This is a genomic window from Luteolibacter sp. SL250, assembly GCF_026625605.1.
Lineage (GTDB): Bacteria > Verrucomicrobiota > Verrucomicrobiia > Verrucomicrobiales > Akkermansiaceae > Luteolibacter.
In genome coordinates, this window is record NZ_CP113054.1 from 3,417,885 (window position 1) to 3,439,898 (window position 22,014).

Consider the following 22,014-nt stretch of genomic DNA (forward strand, 5'->3'; position numbering starts at 1 on the left):
CCCCATGAAGGAGCGCGGGCTTCCCGTCCGCATCCATCTCTGATCTCATCTGAATCCATGCCAACTGTCGCCATCGTAGGACGTCCGAACGTCGGAAAGTCCGCGCTCTTCAATCGCCTCGCCGGTCGGAAGATCGCCATCGTCCACGACCAGCCCGGAGTCACCCGCGACCGGATCTCCGCGCCTTCGAAAGCCACGGCCGTTCCCTGCACGCTCATCGACACCGGTGGTATCGGTGCGACGCTGGACGACGGCTTCGGCGAGCAGGTCACCATCGAGGCGGACATCGCCATGCAGACGGCGGATCTCATCCTTTTCATCGTGGACGCCCATGATGGCCTCACCCCCATCGACCAGTCGCTCGCCCAGAAGCTGCGCAAGGCGAAGCCCCAGGTGCTGCTGGTCCTCAACAAGGTGGACGACCCGAAACATGAGGCCGCCTACGACGAGTTCGCGCGGCTGGGTTTCAAGAAACACGTCTTCGTCTCCGCCGAACACGGCAGGAATTTCGGCGCGCTGACCGACGCCATCGACGAGGTGATCGCCCCGCTGGTGTCCGAGATCGAAGCCGTGGCGGAAGAGGCGGAGAAGGAAGGCATCAAGCTGGCCATCGTCGGCAAGCCGAACGCCGGCAAATCCTCACTGGTGAACGCCATCCTCAAGGATGACCGCACCATCGTCTCGAACATCGCCGGGACCACGCGGGATGCGGTGGATCTCCCCTACACCTTCGGCGGGGAGCAGTTCACGCTCATCGACACGGCGGGCCTGCGTCCCCGCGGAAAGCGCGAGGACTCCGTGGAAGTCTTTTCCGCCATGCGGACGGAGAAGGCCATCCGCCGATCCGACCTGTGTGTGCTGGTGATCGACCTGGAGGCGGGCATCACCGCGCAGGACCGGAAGATCGCCCAACTGGTGCTGGAGGAGAAAAAGCCGTGCCTCATCGTCCTCAACAAGTTCGACCTTTTCAAACCGGAGTCAAAGCAGGCCGACCGGCAGAAGGCAGCGACCGAGCATGTGAAGCGGGAGTTGTTCTTCCTCTCCTACGCGCCGTTCGTCGTCTGCTCCGCCAAGACGGGAACCGCCGTGGACCAGGTGCTGAAGGAAGCCCTCAAAATTCGCGCCGCCGCCCAGAACGTGCCGACGACCGGCAAGCTCAACCGCATCCTGCAGGCCGCGTTCGAGACGAATCCGCCGCCGATCAACAGCAAGTCCCGCCGCCGGATGAAGCTCTACTACGCCACCACGGCGTTGAACGAGAAATACAGCGTCATCCCGGTGCCGACCATCGTGCTGTTCGTCAATGACAAGCACCTGATGTCGCAGAGCTATGAGGCTTACCTCAGCAACCAGTTCCGCCTCTCCCACCCGGCACCGGGCGTGCCGGTGGTGCTTTCCGTGCGGTCCCGCACCCGCCGTGAGTGGGAACCACGCGAGAAGCCGAAGGGCCACTGAAAATCAGGGGGCACCCCTCATTCTGGCAGTTCAACCGCGAATGAACACGAATGGAAGATGGGTGAATTCGCGTCCATTGGTGTTCATTCGCGGTTCCAATCTTCTGAAACCAGCCGACAACTTCCTGACAGTTCCAGAATGAGGTGGTCGTGATGGAGTTGAGTTTTCCCCTTTCTTCGCCCTTCCCCGGGCCATACGCTGACCCTGCGGTGCCTGAAACCATGGCCCGCCGCAGTGTTCCATGAGCCGTCCGGAAAAATGCCCGCTGTCCGTCCGCCTGATGCGGCGGTTCTCCTCCGCCGCCGCGATGCTCGCGGCGGTGATGTGGATGTCCACCGCCCGCGCCGAAGAGCCCCTGCTGGGCGTCTATGGAGGAAACTCCATGGAGAGGGTGCTGTCCTTCGAGAAATGGCTGGGCCGGAAGGTGGATATTATCCTTTGCACGGTCGATTTCCAGAAATGGGAGAACTACCGCTACTCCGACTGGCTCACGAACACGGTCTACGGGGAACGCGGTGACCGGCGGCTTGTGTATGACGTGCCCATCATCATCAACGGCGCCAACTATGCCGAGGCGAAGACGGGAGCCTATGACGACCATTGGAAGTGTCTGGCGGAAACCATCATCGCGAACAACGCCGGCACCTACAAAATCGTGATCCGGCCCAGCCATGAGATGAACGGTGACTGGTTCCCCTGGTGCGTCGGCGGTTCACGGCTGGAGACCGTCCCGGATTTCATCGGGTCATGGCGGCGGTTCCATGGCGTGTTCCGTGGGGTGAAAGGCGGCGACCGGTTTCTCATCAGTTTCTCATCATCGGAAGGTGCGAGCGATCCCCGCCCGATGTGGCCGGGTGACGAGTATGTGGATCTGGTCGGGTATGACGTCTATTGGAAGCCGAAGGCCATGGGCGGGGAGGGCTGGGAAACCAATGATCCGGCGGAAGCCTGGCGGCTGCGTGAGACAAATGGCTACAACGGCTGGGGAATCGGCGGCATGCTCGCCTTCGCCAAGTCGAAGGGAAAGCCCTTCCAGATCGACGAATGGGGCGTGTGGGGTCCTGATGCCGCCCCCTTTGTGGAAGGCATGGTTTCCTTCCTGAAGAAGAACGGCGTCCGCGCCCACACCTACTGGGATTCCGACGCGGCCTACCCCGGAGAACTCCACTCACGGGACAAGGATTGGCCGCGGACCGTGGAGGCCTTCAAAAAGGGCGTCGGGACCGCCAAATAAGGCGGAGCGGCGGACGGACTCCGGGGCACCCGGAAGCATGTGATCTTTATTATAAGATTTGCATGGCATCATCCGTTCTCTACAACACGCCGAACCATGGTCCCGAGGCTCATCACCTTATTCGCCGCCACACTCACCTTCGCCAGCGCGGCACCGCGTACCTGGCGCAGCCTGGACGGCACCAAGTCCTTCGACGGCGAATTCGTCAAACGCGAAGGCCCGGCAATCACCATCGCCCAGGCGGTGGGAGGCAAGGAGATCACGTTCAACATCGCGATGCTCCATGCGGATGACCAGAAATGGATCAACCTCTACCATCCGGTTGACGCCTCGAAGAAGAGCGGACCGGAAGCGACCGGCGTCTTTGATGATCTGAACTTCGGTGATTCCCTCCAGCAGGTGGAGGAGAAGCTCAAGAAAAGCGAGATCGTCGAGTCTTCCACCGTCACCACCGCGAAGAACAGCTTCTTCGGCATCTCCACCGCAGGTCCGGAATACCGCACCAAGGAAAAGATCGGCGAACTCAATGCCTCGCTCCACTTCGCTTGGGACGAGAACGATGGGAAGCTCACCGAGATCTACCTCCAGACGGAACCCCTCTCCGCGATCTCCTATGATGATTCACTGAAGGATTGCTGGAGCGAATTCATCGAGCTGCTCACCTCCCTGCACGGAGACCCCGTCCAGAAGTCCAACTTCCCCGGCCGCAGCCAGGTTCCACAGGATTCCGTCATCGGCTCCCACATCTGGAAGCTGGAAAAGGGCGGCACCGCCATGCTGGGAACCGCAAAATCGGGCGAAAAATATATCGTGGTGGTTCGCTTCAGCAAAAAGACTGTGGAGGAAATCCAGCAATACCAGGTGAAGGAGTAAGGAGGGAGGACACTCCTGTCCTCCCTCCTTACTCTTGAACCTGCGGGCGGGTTGTTCAGACTCGCGGCATGTCTGATCAGGACGATCTTTTTTCCCCATTCTCTCCGGAGAAGCGCATGGCGCAGCTGGGTGCCGAACTCACCCGCCACAACCTCCTTTACTACACCCAGGCCGCCCCGGAGATCTCCGATGCGGAATACGACAAGCTGTTCCGGGAACTGGAGGATCTGGAGAAGGCGCACCCGGAATTCGCCAATCCGGACTCCCCCACCCAGCGCGTCGGTGGCGAGCCGATCTCCGGCTTCGTCCAGATCCAGCACCGTGTGCCGATGCTGAGCATCGATGACGTCTTCGAACTGAAGAAAGAGGACGAAACCACCATCGCGGAGGCCGAACTCATTTCCTTTTACAACCGGCTGCGCAAAAACCTCGGGCGGGAGGACATCTCCGTCACCGTGGAGCCGAAGATCGATGGGGTTGCGGTCTCGCTTCTCTACGAGAACGGAAAACTGAAATACGCGGCCACCCGGGGCGACGGCACCACCGGCGATGACATCACGCACAACGTGCGGACGATCCGCAGCATCCCCCTGCAGCTTTCTTTCCAACGGACCACGCCTTACAGCCACGGTCTTGACCTCGAACAACTGCTGCCTTACCTTCCAAGCCATGGACGCGGAAGCTCGGAAAGAAATGCGCGAAGCTCGGCTGAAGGCTTGGCAAAGCGGCTTGAAGATGACCTCCGATCAAGTGATGGAGCGGATGTTCCGCAACGGCTCCGACAGGAAGCCGAATCCATTCTTAACTGGGGAATTGATTCTGGAAGGCTCCTCGCGCCAGACCACCTGGTTGAACTCACCGAAAACTGGCGGGAACTAGGTGGTCAGTCCGAGCACACTGTTTTTCATATACCGGCGCTGAGCCGCGTGGTGAAATTCACTCTGCCGCCATATTTTGGCGCGCAAGGTAGCATCGCCTACCTAAGGAATATCGGTGCTTCGAATGAACTTTTCGGTGATGATATCTGGTTTCACGGAATCATCCGAACCCAGAAAGGACCCGCCTTTGTCATTTCCCAACCGTACGTTGAGGGATGTGAGCCTTCGACGGAAGACGTGGAACAATGGTTCGTCGAGAAAGGTTATCATCCTACCGGCCACAACCGATGGCTGCACGACTCCGGGGAAGTGGAAATCGCCGATGCCCATGTCGGCAATCTGATCAAAACCGCGGACGGCAGCTTGGTTCCCATCGACCTACAGGTTCTTCGCTATCAATCGCCCATCGTCCCCGCTCCTGTTGTCCCTTCTCTATTTGAGGTCCGCGGTGAGATCTTCATGCCGAACGCCGCATTCGCCGCGATGAACGCGGAACGGGACGAGGCAGGGCTTCCGGTGTTTGCGAACCCGCGCAACTCCACCGCAGGCACGCTGAAGCAACTGGACCCGAAGATCGCGGCGAAGCGTCCGCTGCGGTTCATCGCCCACGGGTTGGGTGCCTATGAAGGCCCGGCATTGGCGAGCGAGGATGACTTCATCGAGTTGCTCCGATCGCTCGGCCTGCCGACCAACGATCCGCACCTGCGTGCGGACAATCTCGAAGAGTTGCTCACACAGGTCGCCACCATCGAGAAGGCGCGCCATGATTTCGACTACGGGACGGATGGCGCGGTCATCAAGGTGCTGGACCGCTCCGAGCGTGAAAAACTCGGCACTACTTCCCGCGCCCCGCGCTGGGCGGCGGCCTACAAGTTCCTGCCGGAGCAGAAGGAGACGGACATCAACGACATCCTCATCCAGGTGGGGCGCACCGGCGTCCTGACCCCGGTGGCGGATCTCACGCCGGTTCTCATTTCCGGCTCCACGGTTTCCCGTGCCACCCTCCACAACCAGGACGAGATCGACCGCAAGGACATCCGAATCGGGGCGACGGTGCTGATCGAGAAAGCCGGTGAGATCATCCCGGCGGTGGTCCGTGTGCTGTCGCACAAACCGGATGCCGTTCCCTACAATCTCTTCGCCGCCGTTTCCGGGAAATGCCCGTCCTGCGGCGGTCCCATCGAGCAGGAGGAAGGCTTCGTCGCCTGGCGCTGCGTCAACTTCCAGTGCCCGGCACAGGCGGTCAACCGCATCTCCCATTTCGCCTCACGCAAGGCCCTCGATATCGATGGACTCGGCGGCATCGTTGCGGAGGCGCTGGTCCGCCACGGCCATGCCAGCACGCCGCTGGACCTGTTCAGCCTGACGGAAGAAACGCTGGCCAACCTCAACCTGGGAACGGAGGAAGCGCCCCGACGATTCGGTGAAAAGAACGCCGCGAAGGTGCTGGCAGCCCTCCAAGCAGCGCGCACCAAGCCGCTCAACCGCTGGCTGTTCGCCATGGGCATCCGCCATCTCGGTGAATCCGCCGCGAAGGAGTTGGCACGCCTTCATGAAAGGCTCAGCGCCATCCCGGAGTCCCCTATCCTCTCGGAACTCCTGAAGGACACCCGCGCGACAGCAAAGAAGCAGAACGCCTTCCTTTCCCAATACAACATCACCGGGGATGTGGGGCCGAGTGTTTCCGCATCGATCATTTCCTTTTTCCAGTCGGAGGCGGGTCGCCATGTCATCGAACGGTTGAAGGATCTGGGGATCGATCCGGTTTCCGACAACTACCTCCCTGTCCTGGATGCGGCGGATCTTTCCTCCCTCCCGCTGGCCGGAAAGACGTTCGTCATCACCGGGACGCTCACCATGGACCGCGACGACATGAAGGCGCTGATCGAGTCCAAGGGCGGGAAGGTCACCGGCTCCGTCTCCGCGAAGACCCACTACGTGCTGGCGGGCGAAGGCGGCGGATCGAAGCGGGACAAGGCGGAAAAGCTGGGGGTGGCCATCATTTCGGAAGCGGATCTGGAAGGCATGCTCGGCTGATTTTCCCGTCACACCCGGGCGTTCCGGGAAATGGAGAATTACCGCCCTGATCCTGAAACCCACGGGGCGACCTCTCATTTTCCATGAAAGCCCTCAGTCTCGCGGCCCTCCTGCCGCTGGTCCTTCCATTGCCATCCGTTGCAGTCGAATACGTCGCCATCAATGCGACGAACGTGCTTGCGGACTCATCGCGGAAGCCCATCGGCATCAACATGGACTACCTGATGGACTCGGACCGGCGGCGTCCGGACGCGCCTCGCAGCACGGAGGCCGCCATCCGTGAGATGGGCGTGCGCTTTCTCCGCTACCCGGGCGGGGAGAAGTCCGACTCCTACCTGTGGTCGGTCGCGCCGTGGAACGGACCGAAGCCGACGCTGGCGCGGACCGGACCCGGCGAGTGGCCTGCGAACGACCGGGGGCTGACCGCCAGCAATGACGGAGCGTGGATCCCGGGAAAGGAGCCGCTCGATTTCGATGAGTTCATGACGATGACCCGCAACGTGGGCGGTGAGGCGGTCATCGTCGTCTGCTATGATGCGATGTACAAGGCGCAGACGACCAACGGGACCCGTCCCACCCGTGCGCAGCTCATCACCAGCGCGGCGGAGTGGGTGCGTTACTCCAACATCACGAAGGGCTACGGGGTGAAGTATTGGTCGATAGGCAATGAGACGGACTACAATAGCGACGGGAACCCCGGTGCGAGCCAGTATGCCACGGACCTGATCGACTTTTCCAACGCCATGAAGGCGGTGGATCCCACGATCAAGATCGGCGCACAGGGCAAGACCAGCGGGTGGTTCCAGACGGTGCTGTCACGGGCGGCGGCGAAGATCGATTTCCTGGATGTGCACGACTACGCAGGCAGCGACTGGGGGCTGGGTTACGACAGCTTCCGCAACTACGCCAAGGACCTCACGACCAGCGCGACCATGGCCGTCTCCGCGATCAACGCCCATGCGCCTGTCGCGGACCGGGACAGGCTGAAGGTCATCGTTTCGGAGATGGGGGCGCACAGTTTCACCGGTGCGTGGGACACCGGCAATGACATCGGGCATGCCATCGTTTTCTTCGACCAGATCGGCAGGCACATGAAGATGCCGAAGGTGGACTTCGTCCAGTATTGGAACACCCGCTGGGTGGACAACGACGTCTACCAACTGCCGGTGGGAACGACCAATCTCCTGACCAACGGGGGGTTCGAGAACGGGCTGGATGACTGGCCCATCAGCGCGGATGCCACAGTGGGGAACACCACCGCCAGCACCACGGAGGGAGATGCCCGCAGCGGCACCGGAGCGCTGCGTGTGGCTGGCAGCACCTCCGGCGGGCGGCGGCGTGACATCACCGCGCTGGTGCCGCCTGACAGCACCTTCACCCTCACCGCATGGGCGAAACTCAGCAACGATGAAGTCTGGAGCAACGGCGGCATCAGCTTTTACAAGAACGGCACGCGCATCCGCAACCTGCAGTGGGACTTCTCCGGCAGCACCTACAAGGAATACACCCGACGATTCCGCAGCGGACCGGACTATGACAGGGTGGAGCTGTGGGTTGCCAAGGGCGGCGGAACCAGCGTCCTGTGCGTGGATGATTTCCAGCTCGTTACCGGGGGGCGCCCCGGCCCTCTGACGGCCCTCAGTTCGACCAACGACCTGTTCGCCAGCGCGCGGGTGCTGGCGATCTGGGGTGAGTATCTCCAGGACAAGGTGCTGAGCACAGCGAACACCACCGACGTGCTGGTGCACGGGAGCCTGAACCCCGCCACCAACCGGATGACCGTCTTTCTCATCAACAAGCAGACGGCCAGCCGCGACGCGGTGCTGGATCTGAAAAATTACGCAGCCCCGGTGTCCGCGAAGCGGCGCGTGATGAAAGGCACCCACCCCGGCGACTACATGCCCACATGGGAAGCGGCGGCGGATTGCCCGGTCGCGGCGAACAAGGTCTCCCTCACCCTGCCCGCGCTGTCGATCACGGTGTTGGATCTCGCCACGGCTCCGGTAATCACCCAATCCGCCGCCACTTCCGCGACACTCCCCCTGACCAACGCCGCGGCACCGCTCACCGTCCTCGCGGACGATGACGGCGGGGAGGCGAACCTCACCTACACCTGGAGCGTCACCGGCACTCCACCTGGGCCGGTATCGTTCTCAGACAATGGCAACAACGCCGCGAAGCATACGACCGCCACATTCACCACGCCGGGAACCTATGAGTTGCTGGTGACGGTCAGCGATCCGAGCGGGAACACCACCACCTCCGGGCTGTCCTTGGAGGTGGCCCCGTCATTCGCCCTGTGGGCCAAGGCCGCCGGACTGCCTGCAGGGCCTGCGGGCGATACGGACGGCGATGGAGTGCCGAATCTGGTGGAATATGCCCGCGGCACGGATCCGCTGGTCCATGATGCGGCCACCCACGCCAACGGCGGCATCCCCATCCAGGAAGGTGGCGATTTCATCCTCCGCTACCGCCGGGATCTCTCCAGGCCACGGCTCCAGATGGGTGTGGAGCGATCCACCAATCTCCGGGACTGGGGTACGGAGGGCATCACCGACCGGGAAACCTCCGCGGACAGCGGTTTCCAGCACCGCCAGGCGGCCATCCCCATCACCGGGGATCCGGGTTTCCTCAGGGTGCGGGTCACCGAATTGAATCCGCCGTAACTTCTGCCTGTCGTCACTTCGTTTTCCTTGCCGGGCGGCAGGCATCCCACCACGCTTCGCCCGTGGCCGAGGAGGACGATCAGGATCCCAACGACGAAATCATCCGTGCGATCGAAGCAAGGGATGGTTCCGCCCTTCTGGCCGCCGCCGGAGATGTCCACTACGCCGACCTTGCCCAGATCTACGAGGATCTGGACGACGAGGACCGGGACTTCCTGATGAAGACCATCGGGCCGGAGCTTGCCACGGACCTCGTCGCCGAACTGCCCTACCCCCTGATCGAGGAAGCGCTCGATCATTTCAAACCGGCCCAGCTCCGGGTGCTGCTCGGAAACCTCTCCGACGACGACCGGGTGGACGTCTTCCAAGTGGTCAGCGAGGAAGCGCAGGTCCGCTTCTTCAGCCTGTTGGGCCCCCGGGACAAGGAACTGACGAAGAACCTCCTGAAATACGAGGAGGACACCGCGGGCGGCCGGATGACCACCCACTGCGGCCGGATCACCGCGGATATGTCGGTGAAGCAGGCGATCACCGTGCTGCGGCGCGACCGCGAGAGCGCGGAGACACTTTCCCGCATCTTCGTGGTGGACGCCCAGGGCCGCCTGGTCGGCAAGATCCGCCTGCGCGATCTGGCCTTCAACACGTGGGACACCCCCATCCACGACATCATGCAGGACGCGGACGAGTATATCCTCGCCACCGCGGACCAGGAGGAAGCCGCGCGCATGCTTTCCAAATACGACCTCGTGGTGCTGCCCGTGGTCGATGAGTTCCACCACCTGCTGGGTGTCATCACCTATGACGACGCGCTCGAAATCGTCCAGGAAGAGTCCACGGAAGACCTTGAGAAGATCGCGGGTATCTCCGGTGAGCAGTCTGAGGTTTCCTACCTCAACACGACCGTCACCACCCAGTACAAGCGCCGCGTCGCGTGGCTGGTCGGACTGGCGTTCGTCTCCATCGCTTCCGGCTATGTGATGTTCCGTTTCAACAACGTCCTCGGCCAGGCAAAGCTGCTGTCGCTGTTCCTGCCGATGGTGGTCGCCGCAGGCGGAAACTCCGGCGGGCAGGCCGCGACCATGGTCATCCGCTCGATGGCGCTGGGAGAGATCAGCACCGGCAACGCCCTCCGTGTGGCGTGGAAGGAAACCCGCACCGGATTTTTCCTCGGCCTGTCGCTCGCGGTGGCCATCGCCGCGTTCATCACCTTCATCCTCCCCCATCTCCAGCGCGGGACGGGTGCGGATTTCGACTTCCCGCACCTCGCCGCCGCCGTCTCCGTCGCGCTCACGGTGCAGGTGCTGTCCGCCACGGTGTTGGGGGCGCTGCTACCCATCTGTGCCCGCGCCATCAAGCTGGACCCGGCGGTGGTATCCGCCCCCTCGCTGGCGTCCACCGTGGACGTCTCCGGGATGTTGATCTACTTCACCGTGGCCGCGGCAATCCTCGGACTGTGATCGCCCCCGGCCCAGGCCGGAAATGGTTTGTCATCCTGCGGCGGGCTGATTGAAAGTGAGGGATGATCGGAGAAGTGATGCTCCGGCTTCACCGCATCCCCATGAAACTCCCTCCCGCTTTCCGTATCTTGCTGATGTCCGTGTTCGCGGTGGTGAGCTGTCCCGCCAACGAAGCTGACCGTGCCATCCTGTTGGACAAGGTGAAGGAGATCAACACCGGCGGGGTTCCCGGGGGCCTCTGCGTGTTTGGTCCGGAGGCCTTCGTCGTGGTCGCGGGGAAGGAAGGAAAGGAAGGGATGCTGCCGGTGGTGGCGGCCTCCCGGATGGATGCGGGACGGGTGGTCGCGTTCGGACATGATGGCTTCCTTTCCTCGGTGGATCAGAAGGACACGGGTCGGTTGCTGGTCAACTCGATCCGCTGGGCGGCGGGAGCCAAGGAGAAGCCGCGGATCGGGCTGTTCGCGATCCACAACACGCCGCGCATGCTGGCGTTTTTCAAAGCGGCGGGAATGGAGGCGGTGAACCTGCCTGCCCAGCCGGGTCCGCTGGATCTCCGCGGGGTTGATGTGATTTGCCTGAACGGTATCGGACTGGAGGAAGGACAGGTGGATTCCATCGAAACCTGGGCGCGTGCGGGAGGCGGGCTGGTCGCGGGGGTGACCGGCTGGGGCTGGGTCCAGATCCGTGGCGGGAACGACCGTGGGAGGCTGGCCACGGACTGCGCCGCGAACCACCTGCTGAAGAAGGCGGGCATCGTCTTCAGTTCATCGACACCGGGCCGGACGGCACCGGAGGGCTATGTCACGGGCAGCGACCTGCACGCCATCCATGCAGGGGATGCACTGGATGCCCTGCTCCACCACGCGGGCGGGAGGATCCCCCTCGCCCAGGTGCACCTCACCCGTTGCGGGGTGACGCTGGGCGATGCGATCCGTTCGTTGCCACCGGACAATACGCTGCTGCGCCCCCGGCTCGACGCGCTGGCCGGAGAGGCCGGGCCTTTCATCCCTCTTCGTTCGGATGCCGTCCTCCAGCGGCTGATCCTCGCACGGGATCTGGAAGCCGCGCGGCGGGCGAAACCGGAGGAGATCAAGGCGCATGAAGCCTCCCGTGTCTTCCCCGGTGTGACACCACCGGAGGCTCCGCGGATCGAGAACCACACCGCCACACTCGATCTGTCTGTCCCCCAGTGGCAGGGACTGGGCCTTTACGCCCCCGCCGGGGAGGTGGTCCGTATTTCCATCCCGCCCGAATTCGCCGGCAAGGGTCTCGCCGTCCGCATCGGCTGCCACACGGACACGATCTGGCATCTCGATGTCTGGAAGCGTGCTCCGGAGATCTCCATGCGGAGGATCCTGAAGGAACCGGTGACTGCCATCGCCAGTCCCTTCGGCGGTCTGATCTACATCGAGATTCCTCAGGGAGGTCCGGAGATGAAGATGGAGGTCACGGTCTCCGGAGCGGTGGAGTCACCCCGGTTCGTGCTGGGGAAATCCAGTACCACGGATTGGGAAAGGATGAAAAACCTCAAGGCTCCATGGGGTGAACTGGAAACGACGAAAGTGGTGCTGAGCCTGCCGAAAGCCATTCTGGAAAAGGTCGGAGACCCACAGGCGCTGCTGGAGTTCTGGGATCGCGTGCTGGATGCGCAGGCTGACCTGAGCGCCATCCCGCATGAACGCAGGCGGCCGGAACGGATCGTCTCGGACCTCCAGATTTCCGGCGGCTACATGCACAGCGGCTATCCGATCATGACGCATCTCGATGGCAGTGCGGAGACGGCGGCGGACCTGGAGCGGCTGTCCACGGGGAGCTGGGGGCATTTCCATGAACTGGGCCACAACCACCAGCAACCGGACTGGACCTTCGATGGCACGGTGGAGGTGACGTGCAATCTCTACACGCTCTATGTGATCGAAACGCTCTGCGGAAATCCCCCGGGTCGGGGACATGAGCAGATGCAACCGCTGGTGGTGGCGGCGAAGCTGCGGCAACACCTTTCCCAGCCGGACAAGTTCAACCGTTGGAAGAAGGATACTTTCCTCGCTCTCATCATGTATGACCAGCTCCGCGCGGCATTCGGGTGGGATACCTACAAGAAGGTCTTCGCGGAATACCGCACGCTGGCAAAGGACGAACGTCCGAAGAATGATGATGAGAAGCGCGACCAGTGGATGGTCCGCTTTTCAAAGGCAGCGGGTAAGAATCTCGGCCCGTTCTTCGAGGCATGGGGAGTGCCTACCAGTGAAGCGGCCCGCCAATCCATCGCGGACCTGCCAGGGTGGATGCCGGGTGGGTAGTGGAGGAAGGTGAATGGAGCGCGGACTTCAGTCCGCCCCGGAGCATCGGTTCTCTGCAAAGCCAAGCGGACTGAAGTCCGCGCTCCGTTCGTCTCCCGGCAGCGGGAAGTCATATGAATTCCGCTACCCGTGTGAAGCGGATGGAAAATTGGAGGGGCGCACGCCGTCGCCCACATCAGAACTTCAACAGCCGGTCCGCTTCATTCAGAAGGAAACCGGCATCCTGGAACGGGTCGTAGCTGATTTCCATCCAACGCATCCGTCCCGATCCATCGATGAGGAACGTGCCGTGGAGTGGCTTTTCCTCGAAGTCATCATAACATCCCCAATCCTTGAACACCTTCAGATCCGGGTCGGCGAGGAGCAGCAAGCCGCCGCTTTTCGATTTGTCCGCCGTCTTCCGCAGGCCCATGGGTTCCTCACTGCCGATGGCCACCAGCTCGATCCCCCGCTTTGCGAACTCTTCGGCCCGCTTCGCGAAATCCGTCAACTGTTCCATGCAATGAACGCAATCACTGCCCAGATAGAAGACCACGACCACAGGCTTCCCGCGCAGCCCGGACAATCCGTGCATCGTTCCCTCCACATCCGCCAGATGGAAATTCCGGCTCTCCGTGGGCTCCCACAGCAGCGGTCCCATCGTGGCCATCTCCGGCCTTTTCCCCACATCCTTCCTGACCTCGGGGGCAAGCCGCCATTCCTTGGGAAAGCCAAGTTCAACGGCCAGTGCATCCATTCTCGCCGATATGGCCAGATCACGGTCCATCGCCGCGCCCCGCTTCCCAAGCGTCTCGAAATGCTTTTTCGCGCTGCCCGTCTTTCCGGCGGCTGCCAGCACATCCACCCGGACGGCCAGTCCCATCGCGTCCTGCGGCAGCTTGCCAGCCACTTCCACCGCCTTCTCCTTGTCCCCGCGTTTCAGGTGGTATCTCACCAGCCGCTCGGCGGGTGTGTCCTTCGCTTCATCCAGCAGTTTCGCGATCTCCTTGCCGTCGGCGTCCTTGTTCATCGCGACAAGCGCGGCCAGCTCCGCCTTCGCTTGCTTCACGAGTTGCCGGGCGTCGGGTAATTTCTTCCCCTGTTCATCCACTCCCGGTTCCTTGTCTCCGATCTTGTTCCGCAGCTTTCCCAGCTCCGCCAGGCAGCTCTCCAGCCGGGTCCAGTCCGCCAGGAAATACGCTGCCACGCCCGTGGAGCGCAGACGCACGATCTCATGCAGATCAATGTCCGCCGGGTCCAGCCAGCGTGAGCCTTCCAGCGAGATCACCTCATCCCATTTTTCGAATTTGAGCAGTGTCTCGATCAGCCGCGTCCTGCCGTGGGATGCCACATGCTTCGGGTTCTCCAGGGTGTTCGACTTCGGATGGCGCGGCACTTCCACCATGTTTCTGGCGAGGGCCATCGCCTCCCCCGCCCTGCCTTGCTCCCTGAACGTCCTCACCAGCCATTCCTGATTGTGCGCGTAGTTGTGGATCTGGTCCGGCCGGATCCCTGTCCGCGCGATATGACCATGGTCCACCCGTGACGATGCTTCCTGGTGCCACGCCGCGTCTTCATGGCGGCCCAGTTTTCCGTAGATATGCCCCGGCATGTGCCACATGTGGGCGATGGTGGGGGCGGATGGACCACAGGCCGCCGCCGAGTCCACTCCCCGCGCGGCCTTCCCCTCATCCCACAGATGGATTCGGTAGTGGTGCGCCGGGTGCATCGGCTCCTTCGCCAGAACCTCCCGCAGCAGCGCGTCCACGGACTCCCGGCTCACCATGGCGACTCCGCCGTCCTTCGACTTCCAGATCGTCCAGGCCAGCAGCGCTTTTGCCTCCACATCCTCCGGATGTTCATGGACGATGCCCTCCAGATCCTTGATGAGGTCCATGTAGCGCAGCTTCTTTTCCTTCTTCAGGTCGCCGTAGAATTTCTGCCACGCGGCGATCCAGAGCTTTTCCCGCGCACTGGCGGAGTCCCTGCGCTTCGTCGCCTCCGCGATGAACTCCGCCGCCCGCTTCTCATTGTTCACGTTCGCCAGCGAACATCCCCAGTAGCCCATGGCCATCCCCGGATCCAGCTTCAGCGCCTGCCGGAACGAACGCTCCGCCTCGTAGAACCAGAAGCCGTGGAACTGGGCCACGCCCTGGTTGAAAAACTTCCGCGCCTCCCCGTTGCCGGTGGTCACCGGGAAGTTCACCTTTCCGCACCCATCCAGCAGCACCGCCGCCTGCCGTGGTCCCTCATTGAACGCCTCTCCATGATCGGAGTGCCCGGGCAGGGCATCCTCCGCATGGAGCAGCGGCAGACAACAGAGGAAGGGAAGCAATCGGCGCATCGGCATGGTGAGGATGGGTTCTGGCGCGGTCCTCCGGCATCCCGGAAGACCTCCAGCCCCATGTCTATTCCCACGCCGCCCCACCCCACAAGGGGTTTCCCATCACACGAAAGTGCGCCCCAGCAGCCTTCACTCGCCCAGCCAGATCCAGCGCACACCATCGATGGCGATCAGACCGTCCGTTCCTACGTTGGAGATTTCCACCTCCGCAGGCACTCCGGCCTTGAAAACGAACTCACCGATACCGGTCCATGGGAAAGGCGTCGTCTTCTCCCGTTGGTTCAGGGTGACGTCCGAGTTTCCCCCCGCATGGCTCACCTTGACCGGCGTGTTGGTGGCCTGGGTCTTCAAAGGGCGGAAACCCACACACACCCGGTAGCGGCCGGACTGTGGCAGGGTCGCCGTGAATTTCCCGGAAACCGGTGCTTTCACACCACGCAACGAGATATCCTGCTGCGATCCGGGACCGTAAAAGACATCCGGCGTGCGTTTTCCTCCCGGGAGAACGATCTCCGGGTAGGCACCCTTCCATTTCCCGGTCAGCTCGGCGTCGAACTCATCAATGATCACATCGGAGTGCTGCGCGGCACCGACGGGCACCTCCACGGTCACGAGGCGTCTGAGGCCCGCCTTGTCCTCAACCAAGAGGCTGACGAGATGGTTCTTCCCCGACTGGAACGTGTGCTTCGCACTCTCCGTGGTGGCGTCCACGGTTCCGTCACCCTCAAAGTCCCACCATACCTTGGTGATCGGTTCCTTCAGATCTCCGGACTTGATCGAAAAAGTGACGCTGTCACCTGGGCGGACCTTGGCAGGAGTCGCCACGATCTCCACCTGTGGCATGTAACCGGCGTCCAGCACCGCGCCCTCCTTCGTCAGAATGGAGCGGAGTTTTTCCACATCCACATCCTGCACGGTCGAGTTCCCGGTGATGGCGAGGTGCGCCGCATTTCCCGCCGCCTGGCCCAGCATCATATAGACCGGCTCCATCCGCAGGGAGGCATAGGCCACGTGGGTGGCGGAGATGCAGACGGGCACCAGCAGGTTGCCCGGATCCGGCGGGGTGATGCAGTCGTAGGGAATGTCATAGTTGTCCACGGAGACGTGGCGTGTCCGCTCCACCACCGGCACCTTCTTGTGCGTGATCAACTGCACGATGTGGCAGTCGATGCCGTAGGAGCCGGCGCAGATCCCCCGTGCCTTGAAGCGTTCCTGGGTCAGATCATTCTCGCGCAGCACGTAGTTCGAGACCATCCGGCGGCCCTCCCGGACGTAGAGCTGGAACGGGAAGTGTCCGTTGTCCGCGAACTCATCCTTCGGCAGGCCCCACTTCATCGCATCTTCGCGGAAGGCGGCGGGCAGTTCCGGATCGTTCTGGAGATAGTAGAGCAGGCTCAGGAAATAGTCGCGGTGCTTCGCGGCCATCCTGTCGCGCGTTTCCCAATCGCCCTCCGCATAGCCCTCCGCACCTCCGCGGAGGTCACACCAATTGGTGTCGAGCTTCTCGTTCGGCCCGGCCTTGCGGTCCGCATTCACATACAGGGCGGCAAAGGTGGTGATGCCCTGGGTAAGGATGCGCTTCCCGTATGTTTCACTCCACGGAGCGGGATCATAGTTCTCTGGCTTCGGGAACAGTACGCGGTTCCCCGTGTTGGGGGTGATGGATACCCGGTAGTTGTAGGCCTGGGTGCGGTGGTCACCCATACCGCGGATCTGGTCCGGCCCCATGTTGATACCGGCCAGCGTCTCACCGAACTCAGCGCGGCTTTCCCGCCCCACCCGGTAGGGCACCAGCGCGCCCGCCATGAGGTCGCCCTCATAGCTGGCGTCGATGAAGACCTTCCCGCTGAAGGTCCGCGTCGTCTTTCCCTGCAGGTCATCCACCGTCAGGGAGGTCACCTTTCCGCCGTCCTGGGTGACCGACCGGTAGCGGTGCTGCCTCCAGATGCGGATCTTCGGCTGTTCCTTCAGCATCGCCTCAAAGGTCGCCTGCGCAATATGCGGCTCGAACTTCAACCCGTCATGACAGGTTGCCACCTGCTTCGAGTCCGCGCCGTAGGTGTCCAGATAGTGCTTCGTGACGCGTTTCAGGAAATCATCCGCCAGGCCGCCGACGGTCGCGCGGTCACCGATGTCCGTGTCCACCAGACCTCCGCTGACCATGCCGCCGACGTGGGCGTTGATGTCGATCAAGGCCACATCATGGCCCTGCCGCGCCGCGGCGATGGCCGCGCTGATACCCGCCGGGGTGCCTCCATAGACGACCACATCCGCACTCTCCCCCGCGAGGGAGCGCAGCGACACCACCAGTGACAATAGAACAATGCGATTCATGGGACGGGTCAGGGTTGCTTGAGTTTTCCTCCGATGGCGGCGGCCACACGATCCGCGAGGAACGCGGAGCCTTCCTTGGTGTAGTGGACGTCCTTGGGCCTGAGATACTCCGCAGCGTGCGGCTGCATGGCGGTGTTCAGGTCGTTGATGGTGACGTTGTTCTCCTTCATCACCCGCAAGGCGGCCTCGTTGTAGGCCTTCACCTCCGCGAAGCGGCGGTCCGGCGCGAGATTCCCGCCATCCGGGACCGGAGTGGTGGTGGCGAAGATGAGCTTCGCTCCCGTCGCCTGTAGTTGCTTCACCAGTTCGCGGAGGTTCTTTTCATACTGCTCCGGCTCGGAATGGCGGATGCCCTCCGGCGGCAGCTTCGCATCATGCAGACCGAAGTTGAAGTGGATGACATCCCACTTCGCATCGCCAAGCCACTTGCCGAGGTTCGCCAGGCCATGGCTGGTGGAGCTGCCGTTGCCGGGGATGCGGAGGACATTCGCCTTTCCCTTCAGCAACTCCCGGACGCCGGGCGTGTAGCCGATGGAAATGGAGTCACCGATGATGAGCACACGCGGCAGAGCCGGATCTTCCACCACCGTGTCCGCGGCCGGGGCTTCCTTCTTCGCCTTGGCAGGCTTCTTTTCCTCCTTCGTTTCCTTGGATTGTTTGGCCGGTGTCTTGGCAGGAGCTTCATCTTCCATCTCCGTTTCCTCCGACTCCTCGTCGTCACCGGGCTTCGCCTTTTTTTTCATCTCCTCGGACTTTCCGGGAGCGGCGGCGTCGAGCACGGCGCCTTCCTTCAGAAGCAGCTCACGGAGCTTCGCGACATCCACATCCTGGACGGAAGTTTTGCCAGCAAGCGCAAGGTGCGCGACTTTCCCCGCCGCATGACCGATCATCATGAACACGGGCTCCATCCGCAGCGAGCAGTAGGCGACGTGGGTCGAGGAAAGGCACACCGGAACGATGAGGTTGCCCGGCTCGATGGGGACGATGCTGGAATACGGGATGTCATACGGCTCGACAGAGCGGTGCCGAGTGCGCTCGATGATGCGCTTTCCATTCACCATGGTGAACTGCACCCCGTGGCAGTCGATGCCGTAGTTCCCGGCGCAGATGCCATCCGCCTTCTGGCGGTTCTCCGTGAGGTCCTGCTCGCGGAGGATGTATTTGCCGAGCATGCGGCGTGATTCGCGGATGTAGAGCTGGAACGGGAAATGCCCGGTGTCCTGGAACTCATCCTTCGGCAGACCCCAGTTCATCGCGTCCTTGCGGAAGCTCTCCGGCAGAGCGGGATCATTCTGGAGGTAGTAGAGCATGCTCAGGTAGTAGTCCCGGTGCTTCGCCTCGATCTTCGCGCGCGTTTCCCAATCCCCCTCCGCATAGCCTTCATTGCCACCGACGAGGTCGTTCCAATTGGAGTCGCGCTTGTCGTTCGCACCCGCCTTGCTGATGTAGAGATCGAGGAATTTCGTGATCTTACCGCTGAGGATCTTGTCCTGGAACTTCGCCCGCCATGGCTCCGGGTCATAGTTGCCCGGCTTCGGGAACAGGACACGGTTCGCCGTGGTGCCGGTGATGGAGACCCGGTAGTTGTAGGCCTGCGTGCGGTGGTCGCCGGTGCCGATGACGGACTCAGGTCCCTTCGTCACACCGGCAAGCGGCTCACCGAACTCCGCGCGGCCCTCGCGGCCGACACGGTAGGGTACCAGCGCGCCCGCCATCACATCGCCGGTGTAGCTCGCGTCGATGAAGACATCCCCCTTGAAGGTGAGCTGCTTCTTCGCCACCGGATCCTCCGCTGTCAGGGAAACGATTCTCGCTCCGTCCAGGGTCACCGAGTGGTAGCGGTGCCCTTTCCAGACCTTGATCTTCGGTTGCTCCGCGAGCATCCGCTCGAAGATCAGTTCCGCGACGTGGGGTTCATATTTCCGACCGTTCTTGCAGGCCTTGTATTGCTCGGAATCCGGGCCGTATTTCTCCGCGTAGTAGCCGACCACGCGGGTGAGGAACTCCTCCGACAAGCCGCCGACGGTCCAGCGCTTGCCGATGTCGGTGTTGGTGAGGCCGCCGCTGATCATGCCGCCCACGCGGTTGTTCAGCTCCACCAGGGAAACCGTCCGGCCCTCCCGGGCGGCGGCGATGGCGGCGGTGATGCCCGCCGGTGTCCCGGCATAGACGACGACGTCCGCTTTGACCGGCTCGTCCGCACGCGCGGAGGCCAGCAGTCCGGCCGCGATGCCGGCGACAGCCAGCACCGTCCGTTTCATTCGATCCATGGAATGTTTCATGATGGGTTGTTGATGGGGTTATGGGCCGACGCGCACCCAGCGGACCGCGTCCGCGGCGACAAAACCGGTGGTGCCCTTGTTGCTGATGGTCACGCGGGCGGGCTTGCCCTTCGTGAACCGGAATTCCCCGACAGGCGCGAACGCGAGGTCGGATGCCTTTTTCTTCTGGTTGAGGATGATCTCCTTCGTCCCGTCCGCGGAGTCGATGGTGACCGGCACGTTCGGCGAGCGGTTCGCGTCATGCGGATAGGCGATGGCCACCCGATACACGCCATCCTCCGGCACCGAAGTTTCGAAGACGACGGATTTCTCCCCCTTGCCCGCATTCATGTCATGGTAGGGAGTGCGGAAGCGGTAGCCGACCAATCCCGTCGCGGCGCGGTTCCAGCGACCGATCACCTTCGCCTCGGTGAAATAGACTTCCGGATCCGTCTCCTGGTTTTCGCCGACCTGGATCACGGTGGTGACAGGGAGGGATTTCAGTCCATCCGCATCCGTGGCGGTGAGCGTGAGGTGATACTTCTTCGATACGGGGAAACGGAACGTCGCCGTGGCTTCCCGGCCCTGTACCTCGCCGCTGCCGTCGAAGTTCCACTGGAAATCCTTCACCGCACCACGGGAGCGGGCGACTTTCGCCTCGAACTCGATCACCTGGCCGGGCTGGTAGGGAGGCTGGGTCTTGATGACCAGATCCACCTTCGGACGGAAGGGCGCCTTCAGCGCGATGCCCACATCGGACAGCCGCTTCTGCAGTTCCGGCACCGGGATCTGTTGGACGGGCTTCTTGTGCTTCAGCGAAAGGTCCGCCGCCTCCCCCGCCGCCTGGCCGATCATCATGAAGACCGGCTCCATCCGCAGGGTGCCGTAGGCGATGTGCGAAGCGCTCACCGCGCAGGTCACCAGCAGGTTCTTCGGAGCATAGGGGGTGATGGAGCGGTAGGGAATCTCATAGGGATCAATCTTCTCGATGATGAAGCCTTCCTTCGCCCATCCCTTGTCCGTCAGCATCCGCTGGATCTCATGGGAGTCGATGTTGTAGCTGCCCAGGCATATGGCATCCTCCTTGTAGCGGTCGTCCATCACGTCGTTCTGGGTGAGGAAATATCGCCCCATCATCCGCCGTCCAACCCGCACGTACGGCTGTGGACTGACATGACCACTTTCCACGAACTCATCCTTCGGCAGGCCCCACTTTTTCGCGCTGGCGCGGAACTCTTCCGGCAGATCCGGATCGTTCTGGAGCATGTACCACAGGCTCAGCCAATAGTCCTGGAGACGCTTCACGATGCGGCGGCGTCCCTCCGGATCCGCCTCCACGTAGCCGAGGTTCATGCCGACGGCGTCCGCCTTGTTGGGGTCGAACTTTCCGTTCACCCCGCCCCACAGAGGCACATCATGGAACAGCTCCTCGAAGGTCTTGTAGCCGTTGCGGTTCACCGCATCGATGAACCCACGGTGGGCATCCGGCATGTATTCATCCGGCTTCGGGACGGGCACCAGGATGTCCGCCCGGTTTGTCAGGGTGGAACGCATGTTGTAGGACTGCACCCGGTGGTCACCCATTCCGAGATACTCTTCCGGACCCTCGGTCATGCCCGCGAGGGATTCGCCGAACTCCGACCTGGCCTCCCGCCCCACGCGATACGGGACACCCGCCGCGGCGAGGAGATCCCCTTCGTAGGTGGCGTCGATGAAAACCTTCGCCTCATGGGTGGAGGTGGCGTCTCCGGTTTTCAGAACTACGGAGGAAACGGCTCCGCCATTGATCGATGCGGACACCAGGTCATGCTTCAGCAGCACCTTGACCCCGGCCTCATCCAGCATGGTGCGGAAGATTTCACCGGCGACCTTCGGCTCGAAGAAAGCGCCCTCCTTGCTGGTTTTCACCTGCTCTGACTCCGGACCATAAGCTTTCTGGTAGTGCTTCAGCACGCGGTCGAAGAACTCCTTCGACACGCCACCGATGGTGGCACGGTCCCCGATATCCGTCTTGGTGAGGCCGCCGGACATCATGCCGCCGACGTAGTAGAGTGGCTCGACAAGCACGACGCTGCGGCCCTGGCGGGCTGCGGACACCGCGGCGGAAACCCCGGCGGGGGTGCCGCCATAGACGAGGAGATCCGTCTGCGCCGGACACATGGTGGCTAGGCCGAGGAATAGTGGTATGCGACGAAT

11 protein-coding genes are annotated in these 22,014 nt (G+C 62.4%); 7 read left to right on the forward strand and 4 right to left on the reverse strand.

Annotated elements, in window-relative coordinates:
- The first annotated feature begins 57 nt into the window (after window positions 1–57).
- The 7 genes from der to OVA24_RS15055 all read left to right on the forward strand — a co-directional run bounded on the left by der (window position 58) and on the right by OVA24_RS15055 (window position 12,900).
- A complete protein-coding gene (gene der / locus OVA24_RS15025) occupies window positions 58–1,455 on the forward strand; it encodes a ribosome biogenesis GTPase Der (RefSeq protein WP_267670732.1) in 1,398 nt (465 codons plus the stop codon).
- 241 nt (window positions 1,456–1,696) lie between these two features.
- Window positions 1,697–2,689, forward strand: coding sequence for a glycosyl hydrolase (locus OVA24_RS15030; RefSeq protein ID WP_267670733.1), 993 nt, complete (start codon window positions 1,697–1,699; stop codon window positions 2,687–2,689).
- A 96-nt stretch (window positions 2,690–2,785) separates the two neighbouring features.
- On the forward strand, window positions 2,786–3,562 hold the full coding sequence (locus tag OVA24_RS15035) for a hypothetical protein (protein ID WP_267670735.1): 777 nt from the start codon (window positions 2,786–2,788) through the stop codon (window positions 3,560–3,562).
- Window positions 3,563–3,630: 68 nt separating this feature from the next.
- Entirely contained in the window at window positions 3,631–6,477 is a 2,847-nt protein-coding gene (gene ligA, locus OVA24_RS15040) for an NAD-dependent DNA ligase LigA (protein ID WP_267670736.1), read from the forward strand.
- An 83-nt stretch (window positions 6,478–6,560) separates the two neighbouring features.
- Entirely contained in the window at window positions 6,561–9,143 is a 2,583-nt protein-coding gene (locus OVA24_RS15045; protein ID WP_267670737.1) for an alpha-L-arabinofuranosidase family protein, read from the forward strand.
- A gap of 62 nt (window positions 9,144–9,205) precedes the next feature.
- Window positions 9,206–10,600 (forward strand): magnesium transporter, encoded by a 1,395-nt coding sequence (gene mgtE / locus OVA24_RS15050; protein WP_267670738.1) that lies wholly within the window; start codon window positions 9,206–9,208, stop codon window positions 10,598–10,600.
- A 101-nt stretch (window positions 10,601–10,701) separates the two neighbouring features.
- Window positions 10,702–12,900 carry a M60 family metallopeptidase gene (locus OVA24_RS15055; protein WP_267670739.1) on the forward strand — a complete coding sequence of 733 codons (2,199 nt, stop codon included), beginning with the start codon at window positions 10,702–10,704 and terminating at the stop codon, window positions 12,898–12,900.
- Between the two features lie 175 nt (window positions 12,901–13,075).
- Here the strand turns inward: OVA24_RS15055 and OVA24_RS15060 are convergent, their stop codons facing one another.
- The 4 genes from OVA24_RS15060 to OVA24_RS15075 form a co-directional block, all read right to left on the reverse strand.
- A complete protein-coding gene (locus OVA24_RS15060; RefSeq protein ID WP_267670740.1) occupies window positions 13,076–15,223 on the reverse strand; it encodes a peroxiredoxin family protein in 2,148 nt (715 codons plus the stop codon).
- Window positions 15,224–15,352: 129 nt separating this feature from the next.
- Window positions 15,353–17,557 carry an FAD-dependent oxidoreductase gene (locus OVA24_RS15065; protein ID WP_267670741.1) on the reverse strand — a complete coding sequence of 735 codons (2,205 nt, stop codon included), beginning with the start codon at window positions 17,555–17,557 and terminating at the stop codon, window positions 15,353–15,355.
- Window positions 17,558–17,565: 8 nt separating this feature from the next.
- A complete protein-coding gene (locus tag OVA24_RS15070; RefSeq protein ID WP_267670744.1) occupies window positions 17,566–19,839 on the reverse strand; it encodes an FAD-dependent oxidoreductase in 2,274 nt (757 codons plus the stop codon).
- An 18-nt stretch (window positions 19,840–19,857) separates the two neighbouring features.
- Window positions 19,858–21,978: an FAD-dependent oxidoreductase gene (locus tag OVA24_RS15075; RefSeq protein ID WP_267670745.1), complete on the reverse strand. Its 2,121-nt coding sequence runs from the start codon at window positions 21,976–21,978 to the stop codon at window positions 19,858–19,860.
- Between the last annotated feature and the right edge of the window lie 36 nt (window positions 21,979–22,014).

Bases quoted from the DNA above. Each gene is read 5' to 3' on its own strand.
- OVA24_RS15055 (WP_267670739.1), top strand. From the start codon at position 10,702: ATGAAACTCCCTCCCGCTTTCCGTATCTTGCTGATGTCCGTGTTCGCG.
- OVA24_RS15070 (WP_267670744.1), bottom strand. From the start codon at position 19,839: ATGAAACATTCCATGGATCGAATGAAACGGACGGTGCTGGCTGTCGCC.
- ligA (WP_267670736.1), top strand. From the start codon at position 3,631: ATGTCTGATCAGGACGATCTTTTTTCCCCATTCTCTCCGGAGAAGCGC.
- OVA24_RS15045 (WP_267670737.1), top strand. From the start codon at position 6,561: ATGAAAGCCCTCAGTCTCGCGGCCCTCCTGCCGCTGGTCCTTCCATTG.
- OVA24_RS15065 (WP_267670741.1), bottom strand. From the start codon at position 17,557: ATGAATCGCATTGTTCTATTGTCACTGGTGGTGTCGCTGCGCTCCCTC.
- OVA24_RS15075 (WP_267670745.1), bottom strand. From the start codon at position 21,978: ATGTGTCCGGCGCAGACGGATCTCCTCGTCTATGGCGGCACCCCCGCC.
- OVA24_RS15060 (WP_267670740.1), bottom strand. From the start codon at position 15,223: ATGCGCCGATTGCTTCCCTTCCTCTGTTGTCTGCCGCTGCTCCATGCG.
- der (WP_267670732.1), top strand. From the start codon at position 58: ATGCCAACTGTCGCCATCGTAGGACGTCCGAACGTCGGAAAGTCCGCG.
- OVA24_RS15030 (WP_267670733.1), top strand. From the start codon at position 1,697: ATGAGCCGTCCGGAAAAATGCCCGCTGTCCGTCCGCCTGATGCGGCGG.
- OVA24_RS15035 (WP_267670735.1), top strand. From the start codon at position 2,786: ATGGTCCCGAGGCTCATCACCTTATTCGCCGCCACACTCACCTTCGCC.